Annotated in this window: 14 protein-coding genes and 1 other annotated feature; all 14 genes read left to right on the forward strand. The window is 48.8% G+C overall.

Annotated elements, in window-relative coordinates; translation table 11 throughout:
- The first annotated feature begins 85 nt into the window (after nt 1-85).
- Nucleotides 86-1,447, forward strand: coding sequence for a cell division protein FtsA (ftsA, locus tag FFM79_RS11815; protein WP_137643689.1), 1,362 nt, complete (start codon nt 86-88; stop codon nt 1,445-1,447).
- Between the two features lie 28 nt (nt 1,448-1,475).
- On the forward strand, nt 1,476-2,768 hold the full coding sequence (gene ftsZ, locus FFM79_RS11820) for a cell division protein FtsZ (protein ID WP_137643690.1): 1,293 nt from the start codon (nt 1,476-1,478) through the stop codon (nt 2,766-2,768).
- A gap of 23 nt (nt 2,769-2,791) precedes the next feature.
- Complete coding sequence (locus tag FFM79_RS11825; RefSeq protein WP_137643691.1) at nt 2,792-3,223, forward strand: cell division protein SepF; 432 nt, start codon at nt 2,792-2,794, stop codon at nt 3,221-3,223.
- Nucleotides 3,224-3,241: 18 nt separating this feature from the next.
- Nucleotides 3,242-3,499 carry a YggT family protein gene (locus FFM79_RS11830; protein ID WP_170177463.1) on the forward strand — a complete coding sequence of 86 codons (258 nt, stop codon included), beginning with the start codon at nt 3,242-3,244 and terminating at the stop codon, nt 3,497-3,499.
- A gap of 21 nt (nt 3,500-3,520) precedes the next feature.
- The gene (locus FFM79_RS11835) at nt 3,521-4,306 is read left to right on the forward strand and encodes a YlmH family RNA-binding protein (protein WP_137643692.1); all 786 of its coding nucleotides are present in this window, start codon (nt 3,521-3,523) and stop codon (nt 4,304-4,306) included.
- A gap of 18 nt (nt 4,307-4,324) precedes the next feature.
- Nucleotides 4,325-5,023: a DivIVA domain-containing protein gene (locus FFM79_RS11840; RefSeq protein WP_137643693.1), complete on the forward strand. Its 699-nt coding sequence runs from the start codon at nt 4,325-4,327 to the stop codon at nt 5,021-5,023.
- A 19-nt stretch (nt 5,024-5,042) separates the two neighbouring features.
- Nucleotides 5,043-5,255 (forward strand) — a binding site (T-box leader).
- Between the two features lie 67 nt (nt 5,256-5,322).
- Nucleotides 5,323-8,121: an isoleucine--tRNA ligase gene (gene ileS / locus FFM79_RS11845; RefSeq protein WP_137643694.1), complete on the forward strand. Its 2,799-nt coding sequence runs from the start codon at nt 5,323-5,325 to the stop codon at nt 8,119-8,121.
- A gap of 205 nt (nt 8,122-8,326) precedes the next feature.
- Nucleotides 8,327-9,328, forward strand: a complete 1,002-nt coding sequence (gene dapF, locus FFM79_RS11850) for a diaminopimelate epimerase (protein ID WP_137643695.1) — start codon at nt 8,327-8,329, stop codon at nt 9,326-9,328.
- A gap of 265 nt (nt 9,329-9,593) precedes the next feature.
- Nucleotides 9,594-10,148, forward strand: a complete 555-nt coding sequence (locus FFM79_RS11855) for an NUDIX hydrolase (RefSeq protein ID WP_137643696.1) — start codon at nt 9,594-9,596, stop codon at nt 10,146-10,148.
- Complete coding sequence (locus FFM79_RS11860) at nt 10,148-10,384, forward strand: hypothetical protein (RefSeq protein WP_137643697.1); 237 nt, start codon at nt 10,148-10,150, stop codon at nt 10,382-10,384. The genes FFM79_RS11855 and FFM79_RS11860 overlap by 1 nt, the downstream gene beginning before the upstream one ends.
- An 18-nt stretch (nt 10,385-10,402) precedes the next feature.
- A complete protein-coding gene (locus tag FFM79_RS11865; protein WP_137643698.1) occupies nt 10,403-11,104 on the forward strand; it encodes a 5'-methylthioadenosine/adenosylhomocysteine nucleosidase in 702 nt (233 codons plus the stop codon).
- Nucleotides 11,105-11,155: 51 nt separating this feature from the next.
- Nucleotides 11,156-12,307, forward strand: coding sequence for a cysteine desulfurase family protein (locus FFM79_RS11870; RefSeq protein ID WP_137643699.1), 1,152 nt, complete (start codon nt 11,156-11,158; stop codon nt 12,305-12,307).
- Nucleotides 12,308-12,326: 19 nt separating this feature from the next.
- Nucleotides 12,327-12,668 carry a DUF1831 domain-containing protein gene (locus FFM79_RS11875; RefSeq protein ID WP_137643700.1) on the forward strand — a complete coding sequence of 114 codons (342 nt, stop codon included), beginning with the start codon at nt 12,327-12,329 and terminating at the stop codon, nt 12,666-12,668.
- Between the two features lie 89 nt (nt 12,669-12,757).
- On the forward strand, nt 12,758-13,918 hold the full coding sequence (mnmA, locus tag FFM79_RS11880; protein WP_307723037.1) for a tRNA 2-thiouridine(34) synthase MnmA: 1,161 nt from the start codon (nt 12,758-12,760) through the stop codon (nt 13,916-13,918).
- Nucleotides 13,919-14,059: the final 141 nt, after the last annotated feature.

The raw sequence follows: 14,059 nt of genomic DNA on the forward strand, positions 1-14,059 counted from the left end.
TTGGGATATGGTAAACTAAGGGTTAATTGGGTATGTTAGTCAAATCCTTGAATATTTATGTAAATCACTAGGAGGTTCCTCTATTATGGATAATTCAGGAATTTATGTCGGACTTGATATAGGGACCACCTCAATAAAAGTCATTGTTGCTGAACGTGTGAAGGGACAAATGAACGTTATTGGTGTGGGTAGCGAACGTTCTAATGGTTTGAGTCGGGGGGTCATTGTCGATATTGACAAGGCGGCCACCGCGATTCAATCAGCAGTACGCCAAGCAGAAGAAAAAGCAAGTATCGAAATAAAAAAGGTTATTGCGGGCGTGCCCGCTAACCTAGTAAAAATTGAACGGTGTCGCGGTATGATTGCCGTTGCCGATGAATCAAAAGAAATCAATGATGAGGATGTCCAGAACGTGGCGGCTGCCGCGCTGGTCCAGAGTTTACCTCCAGAACGTGAAATCCTAGACGTGATTCCCGACGAATTTGTCGTGGACGGCTTTGATGGTATCAAAGACCCCCGCGGAATGGTCGGGGTTCGTCTAGAAATGCACGGCACCCTCTTTACGGGGCCCAAAACAATCATTCATAATACCCGCAAGGCGCTTGAAAAAGCAGGGTTACAAATTGAACAGATGATTATCGCCCCGTTAGCACTAAGTTCGCTGGTCTTAAATGACGGTGAGCAGGATTTTGGTTCCATTATTATTGATCTTGGTGGCGGCCAAACCACTGCCGCGGTTATTCACGATCATCAGTTGAAATATACTTATGTTGATCAAGAGGGCGGCCAATATATCACTAAGGATATTTCGGTCGTACTCAACACGTCGATTGAAAATGCCGAGAAGCTCAAGCGCGATTACGGCTATGCCGATGCTCAGCAAGCCGCTGACGACGAGGCCTTTCCGGTCGACGTTGTGGGTCAGAGTACGCCAACCCAAATTAGTGAGCAATACTTAGCAGAAATTATTGAAGCACGGTTAGATCAGATTTTCGACAAGGTCAAGCAACATTTAGATGAGATTCGGGCACTAGAATTACCCGGTGGCATTGTCTTGACCGGGGGAGTTGCGGCTATTCCGGGGATTACGGATTTAGCAAGCGAGCGGTTTGGTACGCGTGTGCGGGTCTTCATTCCCAACCAAATGGGATTACGACACCCGTCGTTTGATGCGGCTTTGGCAGTAATTAAATATCAGGCTGCGCTGAGTGAAGTTGCCCTGCTAGTCAAGAGTGCGTTAACCGGTGAATCACGGGCCAGCGTTGCGTTAGATTTTGCTAACGCTAGTTCTGGTCAGAGTGCCAACCAGCGACCACGGGCTGAAATGCCAACGCAAACTGGACAACCAGCACAGTCACGGCCGGATGAAACTGAACAGCCAGCTGATCCAAATCATAAGGGAGCGGTTGAGCGGATCAAGGGTTTCTTTAACCACTTCTTTGATTAACTAGGATAAGAATGACGGAGGGAAAATTATGGAATATACGTTAGATTCATCCCAGAACACTGGGGCTAATATTAAAGTCATCGGCGTCGGTGGCGGTGGTGGTAACGCCGTTAATCGGATGATTGCCGAAGACGTTAAGGGTGTTGAGTTCATCGTAGCCAACACCGACGTTCAGGCGTTACAGACGTCCAACGCTGAAACTAAAATTCAATTAGGACCGAAGCTGACCCGGGGACTCGGTGCGGGTTCTAACCCGGACGTTGGTTCTAAGGCGGCGCAAGAAAGTGAAGAAGCCTTAACGGAATCCTTACAAGGGGCCGACATGGTCTTCGTTACGGCCGGCATGGGCGGTGGTACCGGGAACGGTGCTGCGCCAGTTGTCGCTAAAATTGCGAAGGACTCCGGTGCCTTGACGGTTGGGGTCGTGACGCGGCCATTCACGTTTGAAGGACCGAAGCGGGCGCGCAACGCCGCTGAAGGAATTGCCCAAATGAAGGACAACGTTGATACGTTGATCGTCATTGCCAACAACCGCTTATTAGAAATCGTTGATAAGAAAACGCCGATGATGGAAGCCTTCCAAGAAGCCGATAACGTGCTTCGTCAAGGGGTTCAAGGGATTTCAGATTTAATTACGTCACCAGGCTACGTTAACTTGGACTTTGCGGACGTTAAAACGGTGATGCAAAATCAAGGTTCAGCATTGATGGGAATTGGGTCTGCTAGTGGTGAAAATCGGACCGCAGACGCAACCAAGCAAGCCATCTCCTCACCATTACTGGAAGTTTCCATTGACGGTGCGGAACAAGTCCTCTTAAACATTACTGGTGGTCCGGACATGTCACTGTACGAAGCGCAAGCGGCGTCTGACATTGTTTCACAGGCGGCAACGACGGACGTTAACATTATCTTCGGGACGTCAATTGATGATAGCTTAGGTGATGAAGTCCGGGTAACCGTCATTGCAACTGGGATTGACCAGAAGCAAAAGGAAATCCAGATGGGCAAGACGCGCAGTGCGGCTAGTCAACAACGGGGCGGCATGTTTGCTAACGGCAACGACCAACCCGCAAGTCGGCCAGCTAACCAAGCAGCCCAACCAACTCAACCAGAAACGACTAACAACGATCCGTTTGGTAACTGGGATATTCGCCGCGAACCAAGTTCGTCGCGGCCAGTTAACAACGGCCAAGAATTCAAAAACGTTGAAAAAACGGATTTTGACGTGTTTAATGATAACCAACCAGCTGAATCGACCAAGGATGATGACAATGGCGATTCACTAGATACACCGCCGTTCTTTAAGCGGCGGCGTAAGTAAGGTTTTGAAGGGAGCGGTAGCAGATGGCCGGATTTATTAGTAATTTTTTTGGTGTCGGTGACGACGAAGCGTACGACCAATCGCAACCGACAGCACAAGCACAACCGCAAGCACCGACTGGACAGGAAACCAACCGGAATCCCCGGACGACGCCTAAAATCGTCCCGATGCAAGGTGGTAAGTCGGTGAACAGTAAAATTGCGTTGTTTGAGCCTAAAATTTACTCTGATGTCAAGGAAATTGCGAGTCAGCTCCTAAAAAACCAGGCGGTTATTATCAATTTTGATCACGTTGATGACGCCATGGCCCGCCGAATCGTGGATTTTCTGACTGGGACGGTGTACGCCATTAACGGTGAAATTGAACGGATCGGCGACGAAATTTTTCTCTGTATTCCTGAGAACTACGAAGTTTCCGGTAGTACGACCAGTCAATTTAATCCCAACAACTTTTAAGGAGTGAGCGCGCTGTTAATCACAATTATTAGCCGATTATTTCAACTGTACCAATTAGCAATCGTGGTTTATATTCTGATGTCGTGGTTCCCCGGAGCCTATAACACCGGAATTGGGCGCTTCTTGGGCCGCATCTGTGAACCGTTCTTGAGCGTTTTTCGCCGGTTTATACCGACGATTGCGGGCCTGGACTTTTCACCAATCATTGCATTACTAGTCCTACAGTTTGCAGAAACAGGTCTATATTACTTATTAAGTATGTTAGGCATTTATTAATGACGATAACGAGGTAGCATCGTGAATGACAATATTAAGCAACATTTTCGCGATAGTGAAGCCCCATTTATTGAACAAGTCACTGGTTGGTTGCGCCAAGCGGCCGATCAGTACCGACCAATCTTAACGGCATTTTTAAATCCGCGGCAAGTGTACATCGCTCAAACGATGGTAAATCAAATGGACGAGGTGCACATGCGCGCGTATGGTGGCTATGACGGGGCTGAATTACAGCGGATCTTATTTTATCCGAATTACTATCAGCCAACCGCAGCCGATTTTCAAATTACCCTATTTAATATCATTTACCCCGTTAAATTTGCGACGTTGAAACACGGCCAAATTTTAGGGACGCTGGCAAACGCGGGTGTCGATCGGGACGTCTTTGGTGACATCGTGTCCGCGGACGGCGCCTGGCAGTTTTTCTGTGAAAGCGAAATGGCCACGTACTTTGACGATCAAATCGACCGGTTTGGTAAAACTAAGGTACATTTAACCGCCGTACCGCTAGAAAACGCCTTGATTCCAGAAAATGATTGGGAAAGCGTGACGACCACGGTCAGTTCATTAAGGGCGGATAATATCATTAAGGCGGCTTTCAATCTATCACGGCACCACGCCAAGGAATTGATCGAGGGTGCTAAGGTTCGCTTAAATTGGGCGGACCTGCCTAAAGCTGATTACGAACTGGCGTTATTAGATATGTTAAGTGTGAATCATTATGGCCGTGTCCGGCTAGCGGAAGTCGCTGGCGAAACTAAAAAAGCGCGGCTGCGAATAACGTTAAATATTATTCATAGTAAATAGATATTGGAGGAAATTAGCATGGTGTTAAGTCCTGACGACATTCATAACAAAGAGTTTTCCACGAAATTACGTGGATACAATATTGATGAGGTAAACGACTTCCTTGAACAAATTATTAAGGATTATCAAATTACCCTGAAAGAAAATAAGGACCTCCAGGAACGTTTAGACGCAAGTGAAGGTAAGTTAAAATACTTTAACGAATTAAAGGATTCTTTGAACCAGTCCATCTTAGTTGCCCAAGAGGCGGCGGATAAGGTTAAAACTAATTCGAAAAAGGAAGCTGACATTATTACCCGCGAAGCGCAAAAGCAGGCGTCGGACATCGTCAGTGAAGCGACGGATAAGTCTAATCAAATGATTGATGACGCGTCGCAAAAGGCCAAGCGACTTTCCGTTGAAACGGACGACTTGAAGAAGCAAACCCGCGTCTTCCGTCAACGGCTCCAAGTGATGCTTGAGTCACAGCTCGAAGTCGTTAAGAGTAAGGATTGGGACCAACTATTAAGTGAGAGTAACACCGCTGAGTACACTGAAATTCAACACGCTTTAAAGGAAGATCAACTTGACAGCGAGGCTAATCCAAGTGTAAACTCAGAAGCAACCGTTGAAATTACGGAAGCAACTAGTGGCGAAACCCCGGTTGCTGACGGGGGCGATCAAGCCCAACAACAAACGGTCGTCATCTTCCCAGATGATGATAGCGCCAAGCAGTAAGCTGATTAGCGCTAAATAGTTAGATGTGTTGAGGAGAATAGCAAACAATTGATGGAAACGCTCAGAGAGTCGCCGGTAATGGGAAGGTGATCGTCCCTCCATCAATTGCAGATCATCTCCGAACGTTGCCCTGAAAAGAGTAGGGGTAGCCGGTTCATGACCGTTAACCATGCTATGAGAGAATCTAAACAATTCTAAAATTGGGTGGTACCACGACAACTTCGTCCCTTGTAGGGCGGAGTTTTTTTGTGCTCCCGGTGGCGAACTGATTGGGTAAAAATATATTAAGGAGTGATCAAATGCGCGTTAAAGATACGCTAAATCTCGGTAAAACCAAGTTTAAAATGCGTGGGAATTTACCAGTTAAAGAAGTTGAACGCCAAAACCTTTGGGCGGAAAACAAAGTCTATGAACAACGGCAAAAATTGAATGAAGGTAAGCCGAGCTTTATTTTACACGATGGCCCTCCTTACGCTAACGGTGATATTCATATGGGCCACGCCCTGAATAAAATCACCAAGGACTTTATCGTTCGTTACAAATCAATGAACGGTTTTCGGGCACCGTACGTTCCTGGTTGGGATACGCACGGGTTACCAATTGAACAAAAATTAAAGCAAGCTGGTTACGACCGCAAAAAGATGACGACTAATGAATTCCGGGAACTTTGCCGGGAATATGCCTTGAAACAGGTTGATCGTCAACGCGACGAATTTAAGCGGCTCGGGGTTGCTGGCGAGTGGGACAATCCATACTTAACTTTGAAGCCCGAATTCGAAGCGGCTCAAATTCGGGTCTTCGGTGCGTTTGCCAAGCGGCATTTAATTTACCGCGGCAAGAAGCCCGTCTACTGGTCATGGTCATCCGAATCTGCTTTGGCAGAAGCCGAAGTTGAATACCACGACGTTACGTCCCCATCCGCCTTTTACGGGGAACAAGTGGTTGATGGTAAGGGGGTCCTTGATACGGATACTTACATGGTCGTTTGGACGACGACGCCGTGGACGATCCCTGCTTCTGAAGGAATTACCGTTGACGCTAACTTTGATTACGCGGTTGTCCAACCTGCTGGTGATGACCGTAAATACGTTCTGGCTGCGGAACTTGTTGACGAAAATGCGGAACGCTTCGGTTGGAAGGACGTCCAAGTTATCAAGACCGTAAAAGGGGCCGACTTGGATCGGGTCATTTGCCAACACCCGTTTGATGCGGACCGTCAATTAGTAACGATGCTTGGCGACTTTGTCACCCTTGATTCCGGGACCGGGTTAGTTCATACGGCGCCTGGTTATGGGGAAGATGACTTCCGCATTGGTCAAAAGTACGGCTTACCCGTCTTTGCACCGGTTAACGACCAAGGTTATTTAACGGAGGAAGCTGGCGCGGACTTTGCGGGTGTTTTCTACGACGACGCCAACCAAATTGCGTTGGATAAGTTAAAGGCGGCCGGGTTATTACTCGATTACATGCCGTATGAGCATAGCTATCCGTTTGATTGGCGGACCAAGAAGCCAATCATTTTCCGGGCAACGCCACAATGGTTTGCTTCGGTTGGTGATATGCGCGATGAAATCTTGCAATCAATGGACGACGTTCAATTCTTCCCAGAATGGGGTAAGAAACGCCTCTACAATATGATTCGTGATCGCGGTGACTGGGTCATTTCTCGCCAACGGGTCTGGGGCGTACCGCTACCAATTTTCTACGCGGAAGACGGTACGGCGATTATGGAAGAAACCACGATCAACCACGTTGCGGACTTAATTGGTAAGTATGGTTCCAACGTTTGGTTTGAACGTGAAGCGAAGGACTTATTACCAGCGGGCTACACTAACGAACACTCGCCCCATGGTGAATTTACCAAGGAACAAGACATCATGGACGTTTGGTTCGATTCTGGTTCTTCACACCAGGGGGTTCTGGCTGAACGCGATTACCTCGACTATCCGGCTGATTTGTACCTTGAAGGTTCCGATCAGTACCGGGGCTGGTTTAACTCAAGTTTGATTACCAGCGTGGCGGTTTCCGGGCACGCGCCTTATAAGCAAGTCTTGTCACAAGGCTTCACTTTGGATGGCCAGGGCCGTAAAATGAGTAAATCACTCGGTAACACGATTGCGCCAAACGACGTCATTAAACAAATGGGGGCTGAAATTGTGCGCCTCTGGGTTTCCTCAGTGGATACGAGTTCCGACGTCCGGGTTTCGATGGAAAGCTTCAAACAGGTTGCGGACGCTTACAAGAAGTTCCGGAACACGGTTCGCTTTATGCTTGGAAACACGACCGACTTCGATCCTGCAACTAACCGGGTGGCCTATGAAGACCTAGCTAGCGTTGACCAATACATGGAAGTTCGCTTGAACCAATTTGTTGCGGCCACCAAGGCACACTACGATCACTATGATTTCTTGGATATTTATAAGGAATTGATCAACTTCTTAACGGTTGACTTATCAAACTTCTACTTGGATATCGCGAAGGACATCATGTACATCGATGCTGAGGATAGCCATTCACGGCGCTCAATGCAGACGGTCTTCTACGACGTGCTAGTTGCGTTGACGAAGCTATTGACGCCAATGTTACCGCACACGACCGAAGAAATTTGGCCATTCTTGAAGGAACCGGAAGAGTTTGTTCAATTGGCAGAAATGCCAGTCGTCCAAGATTTAGCGAACGCTGACGACTTGTTGGCGAAGTGGGGGCACTTCATGGACCTGCGGAGTGACGTGCTTAAAGCCCTTGAAGAAGCTCGGGATGCTAAGCTGATTGGGAAGTCGCTTGAAGCGCACCTCGACTTATACGTTGACGACGCGACTCAGCACTTCTTGGATAGCCTTCAAACCAACGTTCGGCAAATGTTGATGGTTTCAGCCTTGACGGTGCACGCCGTGGATGAAGCACCCGCAGACGCAGAAACCTTTAATGACGGGGTCGCCGTTCAAGTCCAACACGCTGATGGTGACGTCTGTGCGCGTTGCCGGATGGTTAAGACGGACGTGGGCAGTGACGACGCTTACCCACAATTATGCGCGCGTTGTGCGGAAATTGTGCGGGCCAACTATCCTGAATCCGTTGAAACGGGCTTAGAAGCTTAGGATGAATTAATTAGTAACCGCGCGTTGATTGGTCGCCACTGGCGCTTTTAACGCTCGCGGTTCAACATTTTTAATTACAAGGGGCTCGTCAGTTAAACTGGCGGGCCTTTTTGATTTTTGCGACCTTTGCAATTGAATTTCACGAAGAAAATCAGTATGATAATGAAGTAGTTTAAAGTGACTAACCAATATAGATAGGATGCTGATGGTAGTGAAAATGATCAAGGTACACGGTTCCGGTAATGATTTTTATTTATTGGACCAAACCCAGTTTCCCGAACCGTTATCTGATACGGAATTAAAGCAACTGGCAGTTAACGTCTGCAAGCGTGACGGTGCGGGACTTTATGATGGTGCGGACGGGGTGCTCGTCGTTGACCGTTCGGAACACCCCCAAGTGCTCGGACGGATGCGCGTTATTAACGCCGACGGCACGGAAGCCAGCATGTGTGGTAACGGGCTCCGGACGGTTGCCCGGTACCTCGGTACGCAAAACAGCCGCGATGCTTTCCAAGTTCAAACGATGTACGCAGACTTGAAGGTCCAAGCAGTTGCCGATTTTGCCAACCACGTGCCCGCGTTTAGCGTTGAAATTTCACCAGTGTCCTTTGATGCGCAAACGCTGGGGATGCACGCAAACCACAATGCTAGCACGATTATTAACGAAAAGATTCCGGCGTTGTCGCCCGACTTAAAATTCTCCGCGGTGGCGGTGCCAAATCCACACTTGATTGCCTTTGTTGACCATGCCACGTTGGTGGGACCAGAACTAGGCCGGATTGGAAAATGGATGAACGATGGTCAAAATGAAATTTTCCCAGACGGCGTGAACGTTAGCTTCGTTGAAGTTTTAGGGGCTAACTCGATTTTTGTCCGGACCTTTGAACGGGGCGTTGGTTTTACGAACGCCTGTGGCACGGCAATGTCGGCTTCATCCTTGATGTACGTCTTGCTTCATCAGGATAGTACCGATTTCAATACTGAAATTCACGTGACGAATCCGGGTGGGATGGTCAAGACGGTCGTCCACCAAGGGGCCGATGAAGAGTATTGGATGGAATTAATTGGTAATGCGACCTTCGTACGCATTGTTACCTTGCCATTACAGGCGGCCTTAGCCGGCGAATTGGCGGGGGCTAGTGCGACGGATACGGGGGAACAACCAGCTTACGAGCACTTTGTAGCTGGTTTAACCACCCAAAAATAGTAAACAATGTTAGTGTCATTAACGGGGCACGTTTACAAGGGATTTCGGGATTGTTCGTCCCGGAATCCTTATTTTGTGGTTCTGAACCAATTGGTGTTGAGATGCCGCCAGTAGCAGATGTAACCGGGTGGACGGAGCGCTGCGGGCACCGCACTTGCTAAGATTCCGCTAATATTTACCGATAACTGAGCTGAAAATTGCATTCCAGTGCGAAAATCGGTATCCTTATTGGGAAAGCGTTTGTTCGGAAAGGGGTTCGGATGGCATGAAGTTTGAAGAGCGCGTCGAAAGTCAGCAAATTGTTTATCAGGGGCCGTTAGTTCAGGTTGAAAAACAAACCGTTACGTTGCCGGATCAGACGACCGCAACGCGGGAAATCGTTCGGCACCAACCCGCAATTGCGGTGTTGATGGTGACTGCGGATCACCAAATGATTTTAGAAAAGCAGTGGCGTTCCGCAGTTGGCGGGCTGACCCTGGAGATTCCGGCGGGAAAGGTCGAACCTGGTGAGCGTGCGTTACAGGCGGCCGTCCGTGAACTGAACGAGGAAACGCGGATGCAAGCCGCTCACCTGGAGGCCGTTGCGCAATTTTATACGTCACCCGGTTTTACGGATGAGTTAATGACGCTCTACGTGGCAACCGGATTAACGGCCGTTAACACGGCCTTGCCGCAAGACGCGGACGAGCAGATCCAGTTAGAAAAACTGCCGCTGAAGACGGCGCTAGCCCAAGTCCAAGCGGGGCAAATTCAGGATGCTAAAACGGTGATGGCCATTTGGTACTGGCAAAATCATCCAGAGATAGGGGGCCAACGCTAGTGGCAGATCAAGATCGGATGACCCGGCAACAATACCGGCAACAACGTGAAACCGTTGCGCCTGAAGAAGACGACGTGCCGGATGCGGCGGCCTCACGGCGAGCGTACGCCGCGGAAAATAACCGCGCACTCGAAGAAGCAAAGACAAAGCGCCTGGCTCGGAAGTTAAACTGGGCCATTGCGGGACTTGTGTTCGCGATTATCGTTGTTTTTTTAATTTTATTTTTAACGCCATAGAAAGTAGGAAGATAGCTAATGAAGTTTGGGATTATTTGTGCCATGGAAGAAGAACTAAAAACGTTGCGGGAAGCCCTTCAAGGGGAACGCATCGTGCCGATTAAGGACATGACCTTCTACGATGGGACGATTGATGATCAGGAAGTTGTTTTGGTGCAATCCGGAATTGGTAAGGTTCAAGCCGGAATGACGACCGCGTTAATGATTACAACTTTTGACGTGGACGTTGTTATTAACTCGGGTTCCGCAGGTGGAATTGGTGCCGGCTTGTCAGTTGGTGACGTCGTGGTTGCCACTAAAACGGCTTACCACGACGTGGACGCGACTGCCTTTGATTACGAATACGGCCAGTTACCGCAACAACCACTCTATTACGAAACGGATCAACACTGGGTTCAAGCCATTATGGCGGCGGCGAAGGCAACTGGTTTGAATGCCAAAACGGGCCTCATCGTTTCTGGTGACCAGTTCATTGCCGGTAAGGCCGCCACGGATCAAATTTTAGCCCACTTCCCAGACGCACTTTCTAGTGAAATGGAAGGGGCCGCGATTGGTCAGGCTGCGCACCAGTTTAACACGCCTTACGTGGTCATTCGGGCAATGTCCGACGTTGGTGACGAATCTGCCGGGGTTTCGTTTGATGAATTTATTTTAGAAGCCGGCAAGCAATCAGCGGCCATGTTATTAGCACTATTTGCAGCCCAAAAACAAGCTGATTAGGGAATCGTCCCAATTAGTTCGGTAAATTAAGTTTGAGAAAGAAGTATGGTAATGAAGCGAGTGTACCTAGATAACGCTGCGACGACCCCGATGGCCGCCAGCGTGATTGCAACAATGACTGATCAGATGAACAATAATTTTGGAAACGCGTCGAGCACCCACGCCTTTGGCCGGGCGGCCCGCGAAGTTTTAGACGATAGTCGGCACGTTATTGCCCAAAGCATTAACGCACCCGATGATGATATCATCTTTACTAGCGGTGGGACGGAAAGCGATAATACCGCGCTGATTCAAACGGCCTTGGCTCACCAAGACCGCGGCAAGCATATTATTACGACTGCGGTTGAACACCAAGCAATTCTTAAATCGGCGGCCTATTTGGAAGAACGCGGTTTTGAGGTGACTTATTTACCCGTTGATCAGGATGGTCAAATTAGCGTGGCGGATTTGAAGGCCGCCCTGCGCCCGGATACGATTTTAGTTTCAATTATGATGGGGAACAACGAAGTGGGGAGCCACATGCCAATCCACGAAATCGGCGAACTACTTAAGGACCATCAAGCTTGGTTCCATACGGATGCCGTTCAGGCCTACGGACTCCTCGATATTGACGTTGAGCGGGACCACATTGATATGCTATCAACTTCGGCACATAAGATTAACGGGCCGAAATTTCTGGGCTTCCTCTACAAGCGCAACGGGATTAACTTCCCGAGTTTTGTTAAGGGGGGCGAACAGGAAGATAAGCGCCGTGCTGGGACGGAAAACGTACCGGCAATTGCTGGTTTTGCTGAAGCGGTCAAGGAGTTGACGACCGCGGAGAAGGCGAAGCGGCAGGCCAAGTACCACGAATTTAAGCACTACGTTGTTGACCAGTTACGTGCCAATGGCATTGATTTTGAAGTCAACGGGTCGCTTGGAGAAGATAACCTACAACACGTGCTCAACCTCTGGATTAAGGGCGTTTCAACTTATACGATGCAAACGAACCTGGACCTTGGTGGTGTTGCGGTTTCAGGTGGTTCAGCTTGCACGGCTGGGAGCTTGGAACCGTCCCACGTGTTAATTGCAATGTTTGGCAAGGACTCACCGCGGATTGGTGAATCCATTCGCTTGAGCTTTGGGCGTTATACGACCCAGGCCGATTTAGACCAGTTTATTGACGTTTTAACGAAGACGGTCAAGCGATTACTTAAAAAATAAATTAAAGGAGGCGGGCGGCATGGCATATACCGCAACGGTCAAACTTGATGGGGATTCCAAAACTTACCGCTTAAGTGCGGCGGTCAAACGATACGCACTCTTAGATTTAGGCTTTGTGAAGGGCCGCTCCGGGGCGTTCAGTCTGGAACGCTCACTGGATCCGACTAGTCCGTTTCAAGCGGCATTTAAGCTTAAAATAACGGTTAACGCGGATTTGAACGGGTTTAAAATGAGTACGGTCACCGGGAACGGAACTCAACGGGTCAACCTTTTTAAAAATGAGGCCCATCCAGAAGCAGTTGAACAACTTCGGTTTATTTTGCAGAGTTTGATTGACCGCGACGTTTTAATCGAAGCATAATTTAAACAAAGACGAAACGCCTGGCTTGCAGCCGGCGTTTTCTTTGTTATAATGGTAAATACTGGACTTGTACGACCTTCAAATCGTGGATTCTCCAGAATCTTTTAGAAATGATGGTGAACAGTATGACTGATCACAGTAACACCCGTGTCGTTGTCGGCATGAGTGGTGGGGTTGACTCATCCGTCGTTGCGTTGCTTTTAAAGCAGCAGGGCTACGACGTGGTGGGCGTCTTTATGAAGAATTGGGACGATACGGACGAAAATGGCGTTTGTACCGCGACCGAAGACTATAAGGACGTGGCTAAGGTAGCGGATAAGATTGGGATTCCGTACTACTCAATTAATTTTGAGAAGGAGTATTGGGATCGCGTCTTCACGTACTTTTTAGATGAGTACAAGAAGGGCCGCACCCCGAACCCCGACGTAATTTGTAACAAGGAAATTAAGTTCAAGGCGTTCTTGGACTACGCAATGGACCTCGGTGCCGACTATATCGCCACGGGGCACTACGCCCGCTTGTCACACGATGCGGATGGCACGATGCACCTATTGCGGGGCGTTGATGGCAACAAGGATCAAACTTATTTCTTGAGCCAGTTAGATTCGCAAACTTTACAAAAAGTCATGTTCCCACTGGGCGAAATGGTTAAGCCCGATGTGCGGAAATTAGCCTTAAACGCGGGCCTTGCAACTGCCAAGAAGAAGGATTCCGTGGGAATCTGCTTCATTGGTGAGAAGAACTTCAAGGAATTTTTGGGCCACTACTTACCCGCCACACCTGGTAAGATGATGACCTTTGATGGTGAAGTTAAGGGTGAGCATGCCGGCTTAATGTATTATACAATTGGCCAACGGCGCGGCCTCGGAATCGGTGGCGATGGCGTTGACAATGAGCCTTGGTTTGTTATTGGCAAGGATCTCAAGAAGAACATCTTGTACGTTGGCAAGGGCTATCACAACCCACACTTGTACGCCACTTATTTAGAGGCGTCCGATTTGCACTTCGTTACCAACGAAGATCTTGGCAACGATTTTCACGTGACGGCCAAGTTCCGTTACCGGCAAAAGGATAGCGGTGTGACCGTTCACTTTAATGAAGATCATACTCAAGTCAAGGTGACCTTTGACGAACCCGTCCGGGCCATCACGCCGGGACAGGCGGTTGTTTTCTACCGTGGTGAGGAGTGCTTGGGCTCAGGCATGATCGACGCGGCGTATAACGACGAGCGCGTTTTACAGTACGTTTAATTTAAATATTGGGACTTCAATGGTCCGAAAGAACCTCAACGGGGGCACCGTTGGGGTTCTTTTTTTGGTTCTGTACCAATTGGTGTTGAAATTGCCGCCAGCAGCGGGTGTAACCGGGTGGCTGGAACACTGCGGGCATCG

Source organism: Lactiplantibacillus modestisalitolerans, assembly GCF_005405425.1.
Lineage (GTDB): Bacteria > Bacillota > Bacilli > Lactobacillales > Lactobacillaceae > Lactiplantibacillus > Lactiplantibacillus modestisalitolerans.